Source organism: Sphingobacterium hungaricum (assembly GCF_015210005.1).
Taxonomy (GTDB): domain Bacteria; phylum Bacteroidota; class Bacteroidia; order Sphingobacteriales; family Sphingobacteriaceae; genus Sphingobacterium; species Sphingobacterium hungaricum.
The window spans coordinates 1,804,150-1,824,655 of record NZ_MU158698.1 but is presented as its reverse complement, the minus strand read 5'-3'; the positions used below and the strand labels follow the sequence as shown (position 1 = coordinate 1,824,655).

13 protein-coding genes are annotated in these 20,506 nt (G+C 38.5%); 3 read left to right on the top strand and 10 right to left on the bottom strand.

What is annotated here, in order from left to right; all coding sequences use genetic code 11:
• Positions 1-11 precede the first annotated feature (11 nt).
• From C4F49_RS11175 to C4F49_RS11135, 9 genes are read right to left on the bottom strand one after another with little or no spacing between them, the layout of a single operon-like run.
• Entirely contained in the window at positions 12-1,727 is a 1,716-nt protein-coding gene (locus C4F49_RS11175; RefSeq protein ID WP_196935926.1) for a LamG-like jellyroll fold domain-containing protein, read from the bottom strand.
• 10 nt (positions 1,728-1,737) lie between these two features.
• Positions 1,738-3,381: a DUF5008 domain-containing protein gene (locus C4F49_RS11170; RefSeq protein ID WP_196935925.1), complete on the bottom strand. Its 1,644-nt coding sequence runs from the start codon at positions 3,379-3,381 to the stop codon at positions 1,738-1,740.
• A gap of 10 nt (positions 3,382-3,391) precedes the next feature.
• Complete coding sequence (locus C4F49_RS11165; protein WP_196935924.1) at positions 3,392-4,135, bottom strand: fasciclin domain-containing protein; 744 nt, start codon at positions 4,133-4,135, stop codon at positions 3,392-3,394.
• A gap of 10 nt (positions 4,136-4,145) precedes the next feature.
• Positions 4,146-5,681: a RagB/SusD family nutrient uptake outer membrane protein gene (locus C4F49_RS11160; protein ID WP_196935923.1), complete on the bottom strand. Its 1,536-nt coding sequence runs from the start codon at positions 5,679-5,681 to the stop codon at positions 4,146-4,148.
• Positions 5,682-5,695: 14 nt separating this feature from the next.
• Positions 5,696-8,803 (bottom strand): SusC/RagA family TonB-linked outer membrane protein, encoded by a 3,108-nt coding sequence (locus C4F49_RS11155; protein ID WP_231388277.1) that lies wholly within the window; start codon positions 8,801-8,803, stop codon positions 5,696-5,698.
• A 59-nt stretch (positions 8,804-8,862) separates the two neighbouring features.
• Positions 8,863-9,900 (bottom strand): DUF5007 domain-containing protein, encoded by a 1,038-nt coding sequence (locus tag C4F49_RS11150; RefSeq protein ID WP_196935921.1) that lies wholly within the window; start codon positions 9,898-9,900, stop codon positions 8,863-8,865.
• A gap of 10 nt (positions 9,901-9,910) precedes the next feature.
• Entirely contained in the window at positions 9,911-10,579 is a 669-nt protein-coding gene (locus tag C4F49_RS11145; RefSeq protein WP_196935920.1) for a fasciclin domain-containing protein, read from the bottom strand.
• A 14-nt stretch (positions 10,580-10,593) separates the two neighbouring features.
• Positions 10,594-12,141: a RagB/SusD family nutrient uptake outer membrane protein gene (locus tag C4F49_RS11140; RefSeq protein ID WP_196935919.1), complete on the bottom strand. Its 1,548-nt coding sequence runs from the start codon at positions 12,139-12,141 to the stop codon at positions 10,594-10,596.
• Between the two features lie 24 nt (positions 12,142-12,165).
• Positions 12,166-15,117, bottom strand: coding sequence for a SusC/RagA family TonB-linked outer membrane protein (locus C4F49_RS11135; protein ID WP_196935918.1), 2,952 nt, complete (start codon positions 15,115-15,117; stop codon positions 12,166-12,168).
• Between the two features lie 647 nt (positions 15,118-15,764).
• On the opposite strand from C4F49_RS11135, the gene C4F49_RS11130 reads away from it, so the two are divergent.
• A complete protein-coding gene (locus tag C4F49_RS11130; protein WP_196935917.1) occupies positions 15,765-16,742 on the top strand; it encodes a glycoside hydrolase family 43 protein in 978 nt (325 codons plus the stop codon).
• A gap of 6 nt (positions 16,743-16,748) precedes the next feature.
• A complete protein-coding gene (locus tag C4F49_RS11125) occupies positions 16,749-17,768 on the top strand; it encodes a glycoside hydrolase family protein (RefSeq protein ID WP_196935916.1) in 1,020 nt (339 codons plus the stop codon).
• Between the two features lie 144 nt (positions 17,769-17,912).
• On the opposite strand, the gene C4F49_RS11120 is transcribed toward C4F49_RS11125, so the two are convergent.
• Entirely contained in the window at positions 17,913-18,647 is a 735-nt protein-coding gene (locus tag C4F49_RS11120; RefSeq protein WP_196935915.1) for a GntR family transcriptional regulator, read from the bottom strand.
• Positions 18,648-18,771: 124 nt separating this feature from the next.
• Between C4F49_RS11120 and C4F49_RS11115 the strand changes: the two genes are divergently transcribed.
• A complete protein-coding gene (locus C4F49_RS11115; protein WP_196935914.1) occupies positions 18,772-20,496 on the top strand; it encodes a class I mannose-6-phosphate isomerase in 1,725 nt (574 codons plus the stop codon).
• The last annotated feature ends 10 nt before the right edge of the window (positions 20,497-20,506 follow it).

Here is a 20,506-nt window from a genome sequence, read left to right as displayed (position 1 = left end):
TTTTAAATTAATTAATATTCCAAAACAGCATATGGCGGTGCCCAAGCCTGGCCATCCAACGACCAATTCGTTCTTGGCAACACACCAAACCATTGGTAAACAAAGAATGGTATGTCTACTTGATTAGGCACCAAACGAAACGTTCCATCGTTAATATCTGGCTTGAAATAAGGAACGAACTGTTCAAATGACACCCAATTTAACTCATTGAATATTTTCAGATTTCCTGTTTTAGCGGTAACGTCGGTAACTGTTGTCGTACCGATATCATCATAAGCAGGCCAATAGCCCAAGAGATTATTGAAGAATGGACTGTTATCGGCTTTGATCAATGCAATTCCTGCAAGCTCATTAACCTGTTGATCATTCATTGCAACATCATAAATCTGAAGATTACACACTGTAAAATCACCAGTATTTGAGCCATTTCCCGGCTTCTTACCCCAAACCATTTGAATCGTATTCGAGATATCGCCTGTTCCTGCGGATGTTTGATTGGATAATACACCATCGGTATAAATTTTCGCTGTATTGGCGGTCCTATTCAAGGCAACTGTAATTGCGTGCCATTTGGCATCTTTTATCGATGTGCTGCTAATTTTGCTGCTCCCGTTAGCTCCAAATTGAACATTTCCTCCAGCCATAATAAATTGCCAACCGTTTCCGCTATCCGTATCTGCACGCTTCATTAGAATTGGTGGATAGTTATGGTCTGTATTCTCTGTATTTTGTTTAATAAAGAATGTAATTGTAAAACTTTGGGACGGCGCAAAATTCATTTTAGTAACATCTTCCAAACGCGCCGAGGTCGCATTGTTTCCAGAGGATCCCAGCATTAATCTCAGACCCGCACCAACAAAAGGCAATGAATTGGTTGAGGGACGTGCTTGGTACTTTCGTGTGAATCTTGGAGAATAAAAGTACGTAAACGTATTTCTCAAATTATCCGCATAAGCAGTTTGGTCATCTGGGTCAACATATGCGATGGATCCGCCAATAGAAGATGTGATTACAACTAACCAATTTTCATTCTTATAATTAGGTCTTGTCTCCAAGGTATTGACCAAATCAAGCATTTGAGCATCAAAGTTTAGAATTGCAGATTTATACGCCGGATCTGTACTTTCGAAGGAATTTTCATTTCCTATTTTTTCGATATTTGACAAATGTACCACAACCATTTCGGTGTCATCAGCTAAGATTGCTTGCTTTGATTTAGCGATCACTTCATCATCTGAAGTCAATGTTTCTTTAACATCAATCCCCTTAAAAAGGTAGGTGTTCACATTCGAATTAGTGGTATATCCATTCGAATTAAAACCATCGTAATCTGATTTTAAATGTTCGAAGATAGTCGCGTAATTCGCCGAATTGATTGTTGATAAATCAGATGTTACCAAATGTTTAGCTGAATTTACCCCCATAAAAATATTTGCTAAACCTTTTTCTTTTGTAAAGACCCCTGAACTAAAATCACCCAATGAAGAATGGCTGTAAAGCGAATTCCTAGCAATTTTTCGCATATTTTCAGGATCGATATCTGTCATTGCATTTCCACGAACACCATCCACTACGACAATGAGTACTTTATTTAGCGATGAGCCGATTTCTTGATTATTGTATTCTTCTTTTAAAATGTTGGGAAAATCTTCATTGCATGAATACTGAAACAAGGTTAGCATAGCTAATAGCGCAAGTTTCCAGAAGTTGTTTACATTCATTCTCATAATTCCTTAATTAATTTCTTACCTCCAATTTGAATAAATTACCTACCGATTTACTATCAGCCAATCTAAAACTGCCCCCAATCAACAGAGCTGGGTGACCTAGACTTGAAGTTGTTTCGACGACAGAATTAATTCTTCCAGCGAATTCTCCAATATTGTTGTACTGCTGTAAGGCTGTTCCGTCATTTTCCAAAATCAATATTCTCGATCGCTGGATTCCATTGTATCGGATAAAATCACCAGAAACCAATATCTTTCCATTATTCATAACATAAGCATAAGTAGGTATTCGCTGTTCCACATCTCCCAAAGTAAACGTGTCATCTACAGACCCATCAGCATTTAAGATGACAACCCCAAACTTTGCAACGCCATTGAACGATGTAAAGCGTCCGGCCAATGCAATTTTATTTCTTGATTTGTTGTAGGTGATGGCGTATATCTCTTCATTTGCACCTGTTCCGACATTGAATGCGGTATTTATAGTTCCATTTTTATTGAATGCCACAATCCGATTAGCAGGTCGTCCATTGAAACTGCTAAAGGCACCTACGATGACTATTTTACCATCGTTGGTTTCTATGGCTCCATTAATAAATCCATTTGCGCCAGCATTATTATATCCGAAAACAGAGTCAATTCGTCCGTCAGATTTTAATCTCACAATATTATTCACTGGCGTGTAAACAAACATTTTAGATTCACGCGATGAGTACCTGTAGTCAATAAATGAATGCAACCCGAAATTTCCTACTGCTATGACGCCTGTATCAGGAGTAGCGAATAAATGATTAGCAGAAGAAATTGTAAATCCAGAATTAATTGTTGAACCTAAATATGCATTAAATGCGGGTAGCGTATCGAAAGCGTTCAATGGTTTTTCTGGGGTCGTATTGATTAATTCAAGAACTGTTGTATCAATGCTTCCGTCAGTATTTAATCGCGTAATTCGGTTTAAATAATAAGATTTTTTATTGTTATTGAAGCCGACCATACTGCCACCGATCATGTATTTCCCATCAGCTAATGGCACCATCGTATTTACGCCCCCTACTGTGCCCTTTTCGACATTAAATGAACCCACGGCTGTCTTGACTGATTCTCCTAGGGAAGTAATTTTATGTATGTTATTTCGGAAAACGGTATTGGTCGCTTGATTTTCAAAATCGCTAAAATCCCCCAATATCCAAAAATCATTTCCTCCAGTTCCAGGCAATATGTAATTCACAGAACCGTTAAATCCATTTTTCACGCCGTAATCTGAATCAAATCGAACATTGCCTTCAATCGGCACTCGAGGCCCAAAATAAATCTGATCTCTGATTTTAATTTTTAGTCCACCTGATGATACAAGGCTAGGAACACGTACTTCCAAGGTGGAATCAGAAAGCGAAACAACATCGGCTAACTGTTCGTTAAGAAATACTTCGACATCTGCTTCATGCTTTTGGAGCCCTCTTACCTTAACTTCGAACACATCGCCAGGTCTGACACTAGCCATCGGGCGATTCAGATTTTCGAACACGATGCCCAGAGGTTCTTTGCCACCGGCGTAAGGATCTTCGCCCAAACTATTTTCTTTGTTACATGCTTGTAAAAAAATAAGTCCTAAAGCTACTGGAACGATTCCTATCTTATTGAGAATTTTCTTCATCGTATTTTACTTATTTATAAATGATTCCTTTGCTATATGCAGAATTGATAAAATTCGCTGACGAAAATCCAAATGTGTGTCGCCGATATTCTAAAGCGTGAATAACTCCATTCGTTGTGCGGATATCAGAACTAGCCACAGGTGCATTGATGATCGATCCAAACGAACCCACATTGCTAATATCTAAGATGTATGAAAGAAACAGCTGTCTATATCCAGCGTATTTTACGACCTGCTTTTGTCCGCTGGAATTTTCAGAAATAACATCGTTGTAGTTGACTCCGATATTCATATTCTGCCCTCCATAAGAAATAAATCCTTGACCTGGAAAGATGTTCATATTCAGCGTGTCCAATTGAGGAATGTCTTTCAGGACATACGTATCATTATAAATGTACATGGAAAGATATTCGCGCCAAACAGAAGGATCTACCTGATCCAATGTCAACACGGTATCTCGACCTATAGCAAATAAATTTTCATTCAATTCGTACAATGCTTTGCGAATGGAAGGATCTCCTGGAGCAAAGAACGTGACACCTTCCTGATCCAATACGGACTCTAATCCAGAAAGCTGAATGATCGTGTTCAAAGAATCAAAAACATCCGGTCTATTTTTTATATAATCCATAACGGTTCCATCATAGACCGCATCGTGAATGCCGGAGTCTTCAAAATATTTATCTTGGCATGAGCTCAATAAAAACCCAAGCAAACCAACAAAGATTAAATTTTTAATTATGTGCGTTTTCATATTCATGGCCTTAGTTGTTCCAATACGTATTTAATGTCATAAATGGGTTATTTACCAATGCCGCACGATCGATTGGCCAAGTCCAGGCACGTTGATTGAATGCGGTAATGGACATCGTTGCAGAAGTATAATCTGAATTAAGTACTTTCTTGGTACGAACCAGATCATAAAAGAAATGCCCCTCTCCAAGCAATTCTCTAACTCGCTCCCACCAAATCTCATCTTTCAAATCGTCTCCACCAACTGATTCAATAAGAAGCGCTCCAGCCCGTGCACGGACAACATTTAGCACTGTGCGTGCTTCTGAATCCCGGTCCAGCTCGGCTAAAGCTTCTGCACGAAGCAAAATCGCATCCGCTAAACGGAAGACGATTGCATTGTCATCAGGATTACCATCTTCGCCCTCTCCCACGAAAATATTTGCATACTTTAAAAACACAAATCGGTTACTGGTTGCATAAATATCTTCTTGAAACCAATACGTTTTTCGTTCATCAACCGCATCTTCTGGATACATCGTTTTCATAAACTTGGGTTCATAATGTATGTACGATGCTGTAACTAATGCTTTGTATGGTGCTCTCAAAACGTAATCTGCATAAGTTGCCGAAATGTGAAATAATTCACCATAATTGTAGTTCTGAACAATCTCGAACAAACCTTCTTTGGTTCGGCCTTTGAAAATCTGCTTTGTATTTCTTAGGGATAATAATTCATAAGCTCCGCCATTTTCTTCCATCAGCTCTTTTCCTAACATCTCGACGCGCTCGTAATATTTATTCTTTTCATTCTCCGAAAACCCTGCAATCCACATGTTTACGTGCATCATCAAAACCAAAGCGCCTCCGCGCATGGCTCGATTACCAACTTCTGTTGGATCTTCATAGGTCCAAGGCAAATTTTTATATTGAGACTCCATATCGACATAAACGTCTTCCAAAACTTTCAACATCGGGGTACGTCCGATTGCTTGAGCATGGTAAGCTTCTGTATAATATGGCACATCACCGAACAGGCGAACTAAGAAAAAATAAGATAAATTGCGCATGAAAGTCGCTTCGGCAATAAATTGCTTTTTCTCACTATCTGAGAAGATTCCTTCTAAGCGATCAATTTCATAAATCGCAATATTCGCTTTAGCGATTACGGTATAAAAACGGCTCCAATTGCTGATGTTATGGAAACCAAAAAAATCATTGTTGTCTCCATAGTTACGATCTTTGTTAACATATTGATTAAAAAGCCCATTCAAGTCGTTATTCTTTAAGTATGTTATGTGGTTCATAAAGTTACTTGCCGCGTTTGATCCTGAATTACGGACAGTTGGTGCGCAACGAAGATCGCCAGTACCGGGGAAAAAAGCTTGATCCATAGTTGCGCTACGAAAACTAGCATACAAGCCTTGAATAAACATGCGCGCATCTTGAGGAGTTAGCCAGTAATTATTTCCCGTCAAATCTTCAATTGGGCGGACTGTCAGAAAATCCTTTCCACAGGAACTAAAAAGTAGAGCTATGGTGGATATGAAGTATATAAATTTTTTCATGTCTTTAATCGCTATTAAAATTGTACGTCTAAACCAAATGTGAACGAACGTGCTCGAGGATATCCTTTCGAACTATCGTAACCTAATGCGGTAACTAATTCTGGATCTGGCCCAGAATATTTAGAAAATGTATAAATGTTGTAAGCTGTTAAGTACAACCTAAGCCCTGTAATTCCATACAGACGTTGTATATTCTCACGTTTGAAATTGTAAGAAAGCGTTGCAGAATTAAACTTCAGATAAGATCCGTCTTCTTGGAAAAGAGTCGAATTATATCGATAACCGTCAATAATGCTGGCACGTCTAAAATCAAATGGATTAGGGTAGGTCGCATTGGTATTCGTCGGCGATTGATAGTCGTAATCGTCAATTGGCACCAATGCACTTGATTGGCTCGGATTATAGTAATTACGGAAACGATCTGCTAAGGCAGTATTAATAATGTCCCGTTTCAAAGTCATCGTAAAACTTGGCTGAAAAGTCCATCCTTTGTACTGCACGGTAGCTCCAAACCCTCCAGTAAATTGAGGCTGTGAATTACCAGCTACGACTAAATCATTCCCATCTAAAACGTAATCGCCGTTTAGGTCAGTAAAAATTGGGTCTCCTGCTCTGAAGAAATAATCTTCTCCTAAATTATTGCTGGCGCGATAGCGCAATCCTGTTGCGGGATTTACAGGCACATCAGCATCATTTTGATACACACCTTGATAATGGTATAACACATTGGAAAGTGCATTTCGTCCAAGGCGTTTTAAAATCATGTACGAATACGTGCCGTCATTCGTTTCTTTCAATTCTTGACGAATGTCTCCTGCCAAATCCGTTAAGAAATCTTTGTTCAATGATCCATTGGCATAAAATGTAGCTTTCCAATCTGAGTTTCTAAAATCAGGTCTATAGAAAATCGAAAGCTCGTGACCTCTATTCACTAGCGATTGCTCGTTTGTTTTTAATTTAGAGAATGCATTGATATTTGCCAAAGCAATTTCAACTAAATCCTTATCCACTTGCTTGTAGTAATTTTCATAATTTACTGTTAATCGATTCTCAAAAAATCCCAACTCCAATCCCAAATTCAATTGTGTTGTTACGATAGGTTGTAAATTGATATTCGGCAAGGAATTTAAGTCAATCGAAACTGTTGACTGGCTATTGTAAGTCATGTTGTCCATTACATATTTCCCATACGCATCATAAATTGTCCCTACCGGAACGATATTGCGACCCCAAGAAGCTCTAATGTTACCTGTGGTTAACCATCCCAAAGAACTTACGAACTCTTCACGGTCAAAATTCCATCTCGCTCCAACAGAAGGGTTTTGAGACCAAAGACCTGCTGAACCTCTATTGGAACTTCCATCAAATCGATAAGAAAATTCTGCGATGTATTTGCTATCGTATTGATATACCAATTGGCCTGCATAACCCGCGGAACGGAAATCACTCAAGTTGTTCAAAACTCCACCTAAAGTCCGACGCGTATTGTAACTTAAAGCGGATTGAATTGCGTCGCTCCCTGTCCCGATCAGTTCCATCACTTCTGCTCTATACTTTATTACCTCAGCTTCATTGAACACATAAGCATTAATCAAATGTTTTTCGTTCCCGAATGACTTATTATACTGAAGCATATTCCGGGTGTAAATTTTATTTCTTCGGTCATTATAGACATAAAGCAAGCTTTCACCAGAGTTCAAGATTTCTGGCGTAAACCGATCTTGATTAGCAATGTTATAGGTGTAATTTAAGGTCGTGCTTGCACGAAGTCCCCTGATAAATTCATATTCCAGCTGAACCTGCGTGTTCGCCATGCCAGATTTGTTATCGTTGACAACATTCGTTGCAGACAACGCTTCATAACTTCCTGAATAAATAGACGGGGCAGGCAACAATGAAGTCGTATTTGAACCACTTGCGACACCCGATTGCTGATAAGCATTTCCAGAGCCCATGCTATTTCGGACCATATTCACATTCATGAACGCGCTCATCAAAAATTTATCACTAGGACGATACTGCATGTTGGTATTCATGGTGTAACGCGTAAATCCAGTATTCTGAATAATTCCATTTTCTTTATAATAACCTGGAGCAATTTTGTAGTTGAAACTTTGATTACCTCCACTTATCATTAGTCCCTGTTGCATATTCAAGGTATTTCCGTAGAAATACGACTGCCAATTCGTGGCGTTGTTATAGTATGGGTTCAATGAATCCGCTAGCATAGGAGTTTCATTAATCAAATGCTGACCTGCTGAAAGCGTTGAATCATTTGCTAGAATCTGCCAAACGCGCATCCGGCGTTCGTCCTTTCCGCCCATTACCGTGCGAAGACTTGGAATTGTATTGGCAAAGTATTTGGAATTCCAGCTGACAATAGGAATTTTGGAATTTCCGCGTTTGGTTGTGACTAAAATTACTCCATACGCTCCTTTCGCTCCATATAAGGCTGTAGCTTGCGCATCTTTCAAAATGGTGAGGTCTTCGATGTCTTCCACAGGAATCATAGAAATCGGACTTATACCTGGACCTTGCGTCTGGAAACCATACTCAAAACTATTTCCTTCATCCACCGGAACACCATCAATCACAAATAGCGGTGATGTATTGGTCATGTAAGCATCTTGACCTGCACCAGAAATATTTGCGGAATTTAACCCGCGGATGGACATGCTTCCACGAACACCTGGCGTACCGGTAGTTAACTGAACATTCAAACCGGGTACACGTCCTTGTAGAAGATCGGTAAAGTTTGCAGCTGGTGCATCTTTGATTTCATCTGCTTTAATGACAACCGCTGACCCTGTCAAGGATTCCTTTTTACGGGCCACGTAACCAACAACAACTGTCTCTTCAATTTCTTGGCTATTTTCAGTCAGTACAATCGCATAGGTTGTCTTACCAGCAACGATACTGACGTTTGCTACGTTGTAGTTTACGTGACTGATCCGCAAGCTTCGAGTCCCTTGAGGAATTTTTACGTTAAATGTTCCTGCGCTGGATGTTACCCCAACTACTTTTGATGAAGGAATCGTGGTAATACTTGCTCCAGAAACGTCCGCTCCAAGTTCATCTTTAATCGTCCCAGAAATGGTTATTTCTTGGGCATATAAAGCCATAGAAAACACATTTAACAGTATAATTATTAATACTATTTTTCTCATAAGGTTAATCATTACTATTCGTTTTCAAATTTTGGAGACTCCCCGTTAAACCGTATTTGTATTTCCCAATGACCCTCCTTATAGATTGCAAAATCAAAGGAAAGCAGCGCTTCAAGTAAAAACCCACCCCGACCGATTCGATTGTACCTCAAATTCAAGCGAGCCATATTGCCGGTAGAATTTGTGTAGCGAGATGGAAAACTAACCAGTGGCATAGGATAGACGACATCATAGATAACTTTGCCGTTTTCAAAGCGGTGATTGAATCCGTGAACTAAATCTTTGAAATTACTATCCTTAAACTTTTGTATATCGATAGTTTGCCCTAAAGAGTCCAATACACTAATTGCCAAACTATTTCCAGGTGAGGTTATTTTATCGTTCTGAAATATATAGACGCGAACATCGTAGGTTATAAAACCTGTGCGCTCTCCATAAATATTGATTAGGCTATTGGGTCTCAAAAAAGCACTTTTTGCTAGGCCAGTAATGTCATCGTATTGAGAAGGCTCATAGTCCCTTTCTTTTCTAGGCATCAATTTTAAATTCCTTGAATATCGGCGACCACCAGAGTTTGAGATTTCCACATCAAATAGGTAACCTTCATCAGGCAATGTTTTGATAAAGGAAGAATTTCCTGCATTCCAGAAAATAATGTCTCCATTTTTCTGTTGTATATCCAAAATAGGGCGATACTCAATTTTCCGTTTGCTTTCAATCTCTTCCAAGGTTTTTTCTTCTCCCGTGTAACTTTGAGTCCACACTTTGACCGGATATTTCTCTAATAATTCAGGAGCCTCTTGACCTGCTGCGGTGCGCGGACCAACGATTTTAAAATTTAATGGAAGCGTCGACGTATTGCTGACGTTCACAATGTTTTCATAACTTGTTTTACGTCCCAAATAAGGAGATATCTCAGTCGTCGTGATCATGACATCATCGCCCAAAGCATCCAAATCTTCTGGAATTAATGAGTCACATGATGTGAAAAGCACCGAGAGACTCAATAACAAACTAAAGAGCCTGATTATTGATTTATAAGTTGTATTCATGCTTTTCATACTAATTGTTTGATAAATAAGTTAGAAGCTTCCCGAAACCAAATTCATGTCGCGCATCGAGCGTATGAATCACTCCATTTCTTGTCATGAAATCAACAGTAGATGTGTTTGTGCTATTCCAATATCGCTGGTAAATCGATCCGTTGGTATCGCTGAACATCAACTGCTGTTGTCCGCCGCCGACCAAACCGGATGAGGTTAATACTTTATAGACCACATGCATTTCATAGTTGAATTTCGAACTGTAGATGCTTTGCCCATCCAAATAAGATTCAAAATCTGAAACTGGATGCTCGCTGTTGAATAAGTAGCGGTAGGATAAAGTGTCTAGAACGGCTAGGTCGATATCTTCTAAATAAATCGGCGAACGGCCATTAACCTTTCTTGCATTATTCAAGTTTTCTAAAGCTAATTTGAATGAGCGATTATTCATCGCAAAAAAAGTAACAGATGAATCGCTTTGATTTAGTACACTTTTTAAGTCAGGCAATCTTTCTAATACAACTGCTAATGAATCATAGGTACCTCGCTGACCCATTAAATAGGAATAGATCGTACCTTCATAAAGCTGTTCTGATTTTTGGTAATCATAATAATAGGAATCTCCTTTATTACAGCTACAAAAAATAAAACAACTGATGCTTACTATAACTAATGATAAATATTTCATAATCTAGATTGCTATTAATTCCAGTAACTGTTTTGTACAATTTTTTTATTATTTCTCAACACCTCTCTCGATATTGGCCAATGGATTCCGCCCTGATTGATCAATTGGGTAACTTTAGGATCTATCGCCTTTATTCTGTTCAACCGGATCAAATCATAAAATCTCCAGCCTTCACCAATTAATTCTCTTCTCCTTTCTGCAAAAATTTCTTCAAGCAAAGGTTTGGTTGTTAATTGAGAAACTTGATAGGAAGCTGTGCCACGCATGGCTTTAATCACATTCAACAACTCAATCGCGCGCAAATCCTGACCGAGCACGGTTAATGCTTCTGCCCGCAACAAGGTTAACTCCTCTAATCGAGTAAAAACTAAATTCGATCCGAATACAGCATAATCTCCATCGCTCACTCCATCCCGAATGATATTAATCTTACTAAATACAGGAATCTCATTGTTGTAATTTTTAAAATAACTCTCTCTGTAAAGTCCTGAAAGCGTATCAACACCGAATCGGCGATCATTTCTTTCCGAAAACATGGAATTGATGCTGTCTTTGCTGACGTAGATATCCGGATATGCCTTATTGATAAAAGGCGCCGCTAATGTCAATTCTTCAATATGCCCCGATGTGGACGCTTCGCCGAACTCATAGGCTGAACTAAAATTGATAATCTGACCGAAATTGAAATTGTTCGTAAAGATTCCGTAATAACCAGCCAATCCAGCCTCTCCTGTTCCGGAAGGAGATGCATTTTGTAAATAAGCAATATTCGATTGGGTATAGTTATCTAGAATAAACTGCGTGTAAGATGCAACGTCTAGGTATTTCCCCTGCCAAGCGGCCATATGAGATAGTATAGCGTAGCCAGATATTTTATTGAAAAGTATTTTTTGCCAATTCGAAGAAAATTCTCCATAATATTCTTGAGGGGCAACGCCATATCTAAATGGCAGTAATTCAACCGCATCAATCAAATCACGTTCAGCAAATGCCAGTACGTTCCTGTAATCTGTTCGTTCAAATTCAGGAAAACTTCCATTATCAAATGAGGACGTGATTAAAGGAACATCTCCCCAAATCCTGACCAAATAAAAGTAAGTGAATGCACGGATAGCCTTTGCTTGCGCAACATCCAACTCTAAATTGTATTTTGTGTAGCGCGTATCGTATTCCAATACTTGAGGAGCTTTTTCGATAAATAGCGAAGTCGCATTGATCACCGCATAGAACCTTCTCCAATTGGATAAATTTTCCAATACAGGATAAGACTTATTCAATTCGCTTTCCTTCACCGCCGAAAGATCCTGTCTCCGATAGGAATTAAAATCTCCCGATCTGAGCTCACCGTACATCCAGTGCGCATTGTTGTCCACCATTGCAGCCCGCAATAATCCATACATGCCGATCAAAGCAGCTTTTGTATCTGATATACTCCTCCAATGCGTTTGCTCCGGCGAAACTTCTACAGATGGTGCATCCAAACTTTTATTACACGACGATGTGAAGAGAACGATCGCGCAAAGCACAAGTAAACACGATTTAATATATATTTCTTTTAACATAATAACCTGATTGTTCGAGTCTGTTTATAAATCCAATTTAATTCCCAAGGTGTAGGTCTGCGTCAATGGGAGTCCATAGCCATCATATATACCATTGAAATTCACCAGTTCTGGATCGTTCCCAGAAAATTTCGTTACAGTAAATACATTGTTTGCTGTCACATATACATAGGCTCTCCTAAGTGTTTTTATTGAACTTTTGATATAATTCAGCCTGCTTAAATCATAACCAAAAGACACTGATCTCAACTTCAAATAAGAGGCATCCTCCAAAAACAAATCTTGATCTTCTCTGTACGGGTTCGTACCGCTCCATACATTATAAATTGGATATTTGCTAATATCTAGGTCTTGTTGCCATTGAAATATTTCGCGAACCGCTCCAATTGTATTGTTATCTTCATTGTTCACAAAATCGTATCGGTTGGATGCGCGTTGATTAATTGCATCTAAGCCTAAAGCATAGGTAAATGAGAAACTTAAATCAAAACCTTTGTAGGTCAAACTATTATTAAAACCACCATAATACTTTGGTGTAAACCTGCCTTTCAAAACTTTGTCTTCCTCATTAATAACGAAATCACCATTTTGATCTACCCATTTGGCATCACCAACTTCAAAAGGAACTCCATTGTTACTTAGTGCTAAACCTGTTGAAGGGTTCACTGGGATGTCGGAAGAAGAATTATAGATTCCCTTATTTTGATATAACCAAAACTGGTCAATAGATTCGCCAACGCGAAGTAATCGCCCATCCATCTGAAGTTCGGTTAATCCATTTGGCAACGCAGTTAATTCGTTTCTATTCAAATTGATGTTCAAGGAAGAAGTCCAGCTAAGTTTATTTTCTCCTGCCGGAAGAATAACTCCATTTATTGTTGCATCAACTCCTTGATTACGAACTGCCAAACCATTTTTATGTTGTCCGGTATATCCGTATTCTAGCGGAATTGGAATTAATACGATCTGATCTTGATCATCTCTTTGATAAAAAGATAACGCTGTTGATAGTCGTTCATTAAAAAATGAATTATTGAACGTAACTTCATACTTATCGCTGTAAGCCCATTTTAAATTATAGCCTGTCCATCCATACGTATAGTCTCTAGAAATGCCTGCATATCCATAATAAGACGAAACCGTCGGATCTTGTGACCATCCAAGACTTGAAGCGTATTGAGGTCCAGAAGCGTAACGGCTACTATACACTGGTTTACCCAAACGAGAAAAACCTGCTTGTATGTTAAATAAATTTTCTAAATCTAGTTGCTTATCTAGGTTCCATTTGGCTCCAGCTGAAGGGGTAAATAACCAACGGCTATCGCGCTGTACAGTAGAAGATCCATCCCAACGCAATACAGCGGCAAATTCAAATAACTCTTTATACGAATAGCCAATTTTTCCGAAAATCGAATGTAGGTTAAATTGCTCCTTGTTGTTGTAACGCAACACACGTAAGCCACCTTTTGGTTCCAAATATCCCTCTTCGTTCGGATTACCTTCTACAACATTTAATTTGATGTAATCATTTGGCCCATCGTATGCGCGGGCGAAGTTGTAGCGATACAAATCTTCGGAATAATCTGAACCGACAGATAACGTGAAACGGTTGTCGTTAAATTCTTTCCAATAAGATAATTTGTTTGAAAAGACAAATCGTTGGGTGTACCCATAATAGGTGGACATATAATTGATTGTCTCCATTAATTTGCTCGGATAAAACAAATCCCTTATGCCCTCATTGTAATCTAATGCGAAACTGGTAGAGAAATTAAGGTTAGGAAGAAGGTCTAAAGATAGGCGGATATTTCCTTGAAGATGATTAGTGACATTGTCATCAACGGCATCCATTTCATACAGTCCAAGATAATTTGCATATGCATTTTTATTTGGAGCTAGCGGTGTGCTTAAGTCTGGCAAATAAGCCATTTCAGCGTAACGGTCTCTTAAATTTCGGTTTCTGTTCCGTTCGATGCGTCGAGCATTAATGTAAGATGAAACGGACATCCATTCAAAAGGAAGCATATTCACATTGAATAACGCGTTGTACCTTTTCAGGTTGGTGTCGTCTGCCGAAATTGCATTTTTTGTGTGGCTTCCCAGGAAACCAAAGTTTGCCCGATCAGATCCGCCACGAAGACTTAAGTCGACAGTGTACAATGAGGCCGTAGAATAATATAAATCTTGCCAATCGGAAGATCCGTAATAATTAACATTTGTTGAGTCAGATAGATAACCCGGATACTTCAGCTTATTATCATCCGAAGCATAGCGCGAATAAAAGTTTTGACGGAACATATCTTCGTATTCCGCATTATACGGCGAAACACTTGGCTTCGTGTTAAAGCCATAGTATCCATTCACTGAGATTTCACGATCCCCAGATTTACCTCCAAACGTAGTAATCCATATGGCTCCATTCGATGCCAAAGGGCCTAACTCGGCCAATCGTATCGGGTCTTTTATGACTTCAATGGATTCGATCGACGACATATCGATTGAAGACGCATAATCTGTCGCGGGGCCTATTCGGTTATAATCATACAATTGTATATCGTATGAAAAGCTATTTTCTAAACTCATTGGGATACCATTTACATACACAGCCGCCCGATTGTTGTTGATATCCCGATTAGTCAACTGTATTCCTGAAAGTCCTCGAACTAAGATGTTTTGAAATGTTCCCGGCTCAGCCGAAGGTTGCTGAACATAAACTCCTGAAGCTTGACCTTTAATCATATCGCCGATCGTCAAAAATGGATTCTTCTTCAATGGAACAACATCTATACTATCGATCGTCAGGACTTTCGAGTTTAGGACATTAATTTTTGCAAGTGCGGTAGAATCAATAATTTCTTCTTCTAGGGTATCTTGCTGGATCAAGTAGTTAAAATCTTCTCGATTTTTATTAGCATTACCTAACAAAGCAAGCGGAAACAGAATTAAGAAAAAGACAGAAAAAAGGTTTCTTGTCATAGAATTTAGTTGTTAAATAATTTAATTGTCTGTTAGTGTTTTAGGTAAAACAATTAAACAATTATAGATATAAGATTTTTTAATTCCTATGAGCTTAGATGTGTAATCTTAACGAAATCGGTTGCGTAATTTAACGCAAACGATTGTTCTATTTAACATTTTGTTAACTTGTTCAAATTAATTACCCAAAAGTTGATAGAATTTCAGCCAATTTATGTTTAATTAAAGAAATTTATAACCTTAGTATCAAAAATCCATCACTATTGTCCCCGAAACTCTTTTAAACATGAAAAAACATAATGAATCAGAAACTTCAACTAGAATTCATCTTGCAAAAAAAATTCTTATTAAAGATTTAATTGAAAAAAATAAGATTTGCATTCCATAGAGAAGTTTGTTAACAACCAACTCGAATTGAAATACAGCAGAACCGACTTGACAAATCCCAAATTCAAATTATGTATTTGACACTAGTTCGCCCTTAATATCCAATCGCTATTTTGAAACAGATTGACACAATTTTGAGACGTTTTAAAAATTGGAATCTTTTAATTTTACGTTTAACAATAGAGCCATTTAACCAATCATTCTGAAAGAAATCAGATTAAGATGGCCATGATTGTACTCATTACTAAATAAACCATAAAATGAAATTTATTATTAGCTACTGTATTCTTTTATTTAGCACAATCAATTTGTTTGCGCAAAACAAAAGCGAAATCTTTTATGCAGATCCTACAATCTATGTCAGCGACAATACGTATTACTTGACTGGGACGATCGGGGTAAGGGGAAAAACAGGCTTTCCCGTTTTAGAATCTAAAGATTTGAAAACTTGGACAACACCCAAAGGAACAAAAGATTCAATCCACATGCTTCTTTCCAAAGGCAACAAAACTTTTGGAGAAACAGGATTTTGGGCACCTCAATTACTAAAAGATGGGAACAGCTATTACTTGACTTACACGGCGAATGAACAAACTGTTTTAGCAGAATCTCCATCGTTGTTAGGGCCATACACTCAGAAAAAAATCGAACCTATTGACGGTTCTGAAAAAAACATTGATTCTTATATTTACAAAGATGATGACGGCAAGTACTATTTATACCACGTTCGATTTAATGATGGAAATTATCTTTGGGTTGCAGAATTTGACTTCAAAAAGGGAAAAATAAAACCCGAAACGCTTAAGCAATGTTTTAAGCAAACCGAAGATTGGGAAGCAACTCCATTATACAAATCCTCTCCGATTATGGAAGGCCCAACAGTTATAAAATTGGATTCCAAATATTATCTGTTTTATTCAGCTAATCATTATTTGAACATCGACTATGCGGTTGGTTATGCAGTTTCTGATTCGCCTTATGGCCCTTGGGTCAAACAAAAAGACAGCCCGATTATTCATCGCAGCATCGTTGGTGAAAATGGTTCCGGCCATGGGGATATCTTTGAAGGATTAAATGGCCAGCTATATTATGTGTATCATATACATTTTGACAAAGACATAGCAAGCCCGAGAAGAACTCGCATTGTTCCATTAATTAAAGAACGTAATCAAAATACCGGCCTGTATACATTTAGTGTAGACGAAAAGAATGTTATTGTTCCCCTTCATTCAAATTAACTTGTTATGAAAAAATTCCTTTGTATTGCCTTAAGCGCTTTTTGTCTCTCATCTTTAGCACAACAGCCGAATCCTCCTGGACAAGTCAAAGACGGCGAAAAATCCGTTAATGAAGCTTATCTTTTTGCGCATATGACGCATGAAGATTACGGAAAACTATATTACACCGTTAGTTTAGATGGACTGCATTGGAAGCGACTGAACAATAAGAAACGAGTTTTCGACGAATACAGAGGTCATCCTGACATTGTCAAAGGACATGATGGACGCTATTACATCGCAGGCAATCAAAGTGATGATGCGAAAGAAATAAACATTTGGGTTTCTGATGATTTGATTGCTTGGAACAAACACAGTGTCTTTACTCCTGATTTAAAGAAAACGCCTAATTATAAACCCCTTCAACGCATTGGGGCACCAAAAATCTTTTACGACCAAGCGAGCAAACACTACGTAGTGACTTGGCATACACCACATTTAGACGGCACGAAAGAGGATGCGGAGCGGTATTGGGCCAGCCAACGGACTTTGTATGTAACTTCTAAAGACTTAAAAACATTTTCCGAAATCCCAAATCGCCTATTCAGTTGGGAGATGGGCACAATTGATGTTTTTTTACGCAATGCGGAAGGAAAATATTGGGCAATTATTAAAGATGAAACATATCCAACTTTGGACTGGGTTACCGGAAAAACAATCAGAATAGCAAGTTCAGACAAACTGTTTGGCCCATACGAAAACCTGTCGGCACCAATCAGTCCAAATTTCAGAGAGGCACCCATGTTAATTCCTTCTCCAGATGGAAAAGCTTGGTATTTATATTACGAACAATATCCGGGTGTCTCCTATGGTTTATCGGTTGCCAAAGAATTAAAAGGCCCTTGGTATCAACTTTCGGGCTATACATTTTTTGCGGATTGGGATAAATATTCCATGCCAACAAAATTACGCCATGGCTGTATGATTACGTTAAGCCTTGCCGAATACGATAAGCTGGTACAACATTTTGGGCTCGTGGAAGAGTAGCTTTTTAAGATATGAGATTATAGATATTAGATTTGAGACAGCAGACATTCTGAAAAATCTACATTTTTCTTGTGAAAGAGAACTAAAGAATCTAGAATCAGTACAATTAAAAGCAATGCTGTTTCATGGTATACCATCAGTAGCTTATAGATTCCGCTTGCTTTCGATTGTGTAAGTAAATGAGTCTGCGCGATAACAGCCAACATTGTATTCAACGGGGTTGTTATTGATGTCATACACATAGCGTTTCCGAATCAAAATGGGTTCTCCTTGCTTTATTTCTAGTTTGGAAGCAATGAACGCATCCGCTGAAGCGGCACTAATTTCCTCTTTTGAGGTGTAAGCAACAACAGCGTAGTCCATTTCAAGGATTTCGTAAAGTGGACGGTTAAAATTTTCAGATGCAGAAATCGCAATGGCTGGGTTAAATTCGGAAATAAAATACACGAAAGGCAAATCTTTCTTGCCACGCAAACGTTCCAGCCTCATTACTTTCGTTGCAGGTTTGATACCGAAAAAAGCAGCTACTTCTGCAGATACCTCGTGTCTATAAATCTGCAACTCAAAATTCTGGATTTCTATTCCCAAAACCCTCATTTCCTCCGAAAAACTTAGCCAATTCCCTGCTGCGCTAAAAATCTTCTTTTTCTCAACTTGAGTTCCTACTCCTTTTTTACGAATCAATAGACCTTCGGTAACCAAGGTATTAATCGCCTGCCTCAATGTGTTGCGAGATATTTTCAAATGTGCAGACAAATCAACTTCCTTCGGAAGATATTGTCCATTCTGGTATTCTGGCGCTTCTATTAATTCCCGAAGTAACGCCTCAACTTGTTTATGGAGCGGTAAGCTGCTTTGATGATCTATTTTAAATTCCATTTACAAACAAAATAAGAAAAAATTTAATGAATTTCATCCAATTATAAATCGAAATACTATATTTGTTATAATTAATTATGTATATACATAGTTATTCATGACTAAACAATCTTAAACCAATAACATGTTAAGTGATTACAAAAAAAGACCATCTGTAGAAGTAAAAGGTTTTGTCGAAGAGGGATGGAATTCCATTAATTCATTTTTCAAAAAACTGACTCACACAAAAACGACTATCGTTATCGATGGCTATACAGGAGTCGATTATAATGAAATAAAAAACGAGTTTGCCCAGCTGGAACCCGCCATCATCATCGAAACAAGAAATTTATTTATTTCCGAATCAGAAGTTGAAATTTTAACGTCGCGATTCATGACTGATGACGTACTTTTTGGATACCTATCTAATATTTCTTTATTAGAATATTTCGATGCAGAAAAATTAAAATCCGCTCAAACTACCATTAATGAAACCGAAGGTTTGGTTTTGGTTTTAGGACCAGGCGCTCAATTGCTGACAGATGGCGATCTACTTATCTACGCGGATATGCCTCGCTGGGAAATTCAATTGCGAATGCGCAAGCAACAGATTCCAGCATTAGGAATTAACAATAGTATGGAACCATTTTCCCTTCAATACAAACGTGGGCTTTTTAATGATTGGAGGGTCCTTGACAAGCATAAACAGAGCATCTATGAGCGAGTAGATTATTGGTTAGACACAGTTGTCCCACAAGTGCCAAAATTGATAGACAACAAAACATTTTTTGCGGCAATGGACAAAGCGTCGAGTTCACCTTTTCGTGTTGTTCCATTTTTCGATCCGGCACCTTGGGGCGGACAGTGGATGAAAACTAAATTCGGACTTGACTCGTCGAAAGCGAATTATGGCTGGGGCTTCGATTGTGTCCCCGAAGAGAACAGCTTACTTCTGGATATCGATGGAACTATTTTCGAGATGCCATCGGTCAACCTTATTTACACACGAAGCGAACAAGTTTTGGGCGAACCTGTGGAAGCGCGCTTTGGGAAAGATTTCCCAATACGTTTTGACTTTCTGGATACAGTAGATGGTGGCAATTTGAGTCTTCAAGTTCATCCAACAACTCAGTATGCGAAGGATCATTTCGGACTGGCTTATACTCAGGATGAAAGTTATTATATTATGGAAGCCAAAGACGATGCATATGTTTATCTGGGCTTAAAAACTGACGTTGATAAGGAATTATTGATTGATGAGCTGCACAAAGCAGAAGAAGGGAAAATGGCGTTTGATGCAGAAAAATACGTCAATAAAATAAGGACAAAAAAACATGACCACTTTCTTATTCCGGCAGGCACAATTCATTGTTCAGGAACAAATGCGGTAGTCTTGGAAATAAGCGCAACGCCCAATCTATTTACGTTTAAACTTTGGGATTGGCAGCGATTGGGATTGGATGGTAAGCCCCGCCCAATTAATATACATCGAGGAGAGCAAGTGCTCAATTGGAAATGTGATACCGATTATACGCAACAGCAATTGGTAAATCAATTCGAAGCAATCTCGAGCGGCGATGGCTGGACCGAAGAACGGACAGGCTTGCATAAAAATGAATTTATTGAAACTCGCCGTCACCGATTTACTTCTTCCGTCATGCATTTCACAAACAGCAGTGTCAATGTGTTGAATCTCGTTGATGGCGAAGAGATCATCGTAGAAAGTCCGACTGCTGCCTTTCAGCCAATGATTATCCATTACGCTGAAACCTTTATTATTCCGGCGGCAGTTGCTGAATACAGCATTCGTCCTTACGGAAAATCAGAAGGCAAGGAATGCATGACCATAAAAGCATCCGTAAGAATTTGATAAATCAATA

Bases quoted from the DNA above. Each gene is read 5' to 3' on its own strand.
- C4F49_RS11135 (WP_196935918.1), bottom strand. From the start codon at position 15,117: ATGACAAGAAACCTTTTTTCTGTCTTTTTCTTAATTCTGTTTCCGCTT.
- C4F49_RS11140 (WP_196935919.1), bottom strand. From the start codon at position 12,141: ATGTTAAAAGAAATATATATTAAATCGTGTTTACTTGTGCTTTGCGCG.
- C4F49_RS11155 (WP_231388277.1), bottom strand. From the start codon at position 8,803: ATGGCTTTATATGCCCAAGAAATAACCATTTCTGGGACGATTAAAGAT.
- C4F49_RS11130 (WP_196935917.1), top strand. From the start codon at position 15,765: ATGAAATTTATTATTAGCTACTGTATTCTTTTATTTAGCACAATCAAT.
- C4F49_RS11160 (WP_196935923.1), bottom strand. From the start codon at position 5,681: ATGAAAAAATTTATATACTTCATATCCACCATAGCTCTACTTTTTAGT.
- C4F49_RS11120 (WP_196935915.1), bottom strand. From the start codon at position 18,647: ATGGAATTTAAAATAGATCATCAAAGCAGCTTACCGCTCCATAAACAA.
- C4F49_RS11175 (WP_196935926.1), bottom strand. From the start codon at position 1,727: ATGAGAATGAATGTAAACAACTTCTGGAAACTTGCGCTATTAGCTATG.
- C4F49_RS11145 (WP_196935920.1), bottom strand. From the start codon at position 10,579: ATGAAATATTTATCATTAGTTATAGTAAGCATCAGTTGTTTTATTTTT.
- C4F49_RS11115 (WP_196935914.1), top strand. From the start codon at position 18,772: ATGTTAAGTGATTACAAAAAAAGACCATCTGTAGAAGTAAAAGGTTTT.
- C4F49_RS11150 (WP_196935921.1), bottom strand. From the start codon at position 9,900: ATGAATACAACTTATAAATCAATAATCAGGCTCTTTAGTTTGTTATTG.
- C4F49_RS11125 (WP_196935916.1), top strand. From the start codon at position 16,749: ATGAAAAAATTCCTTTGTATTGCCTTAAGCGCTTTTTGTCTCTCATCT.
- C4F49_RS11170 (WP_196935925.1), bottom strand. From the start codon at position 3,381: ATGAAGAAAATTCTCAATAAGATAGGAATCGTTCCAGTAGCTTTAGGA.
- C4F49_RS11165 (WP_196935924.1), bottom strand. From the start codon at position 4,135: ATGAAAACGCACATAATTAAAAATTTAATCTTTGTTGGTTTGCTTGGG.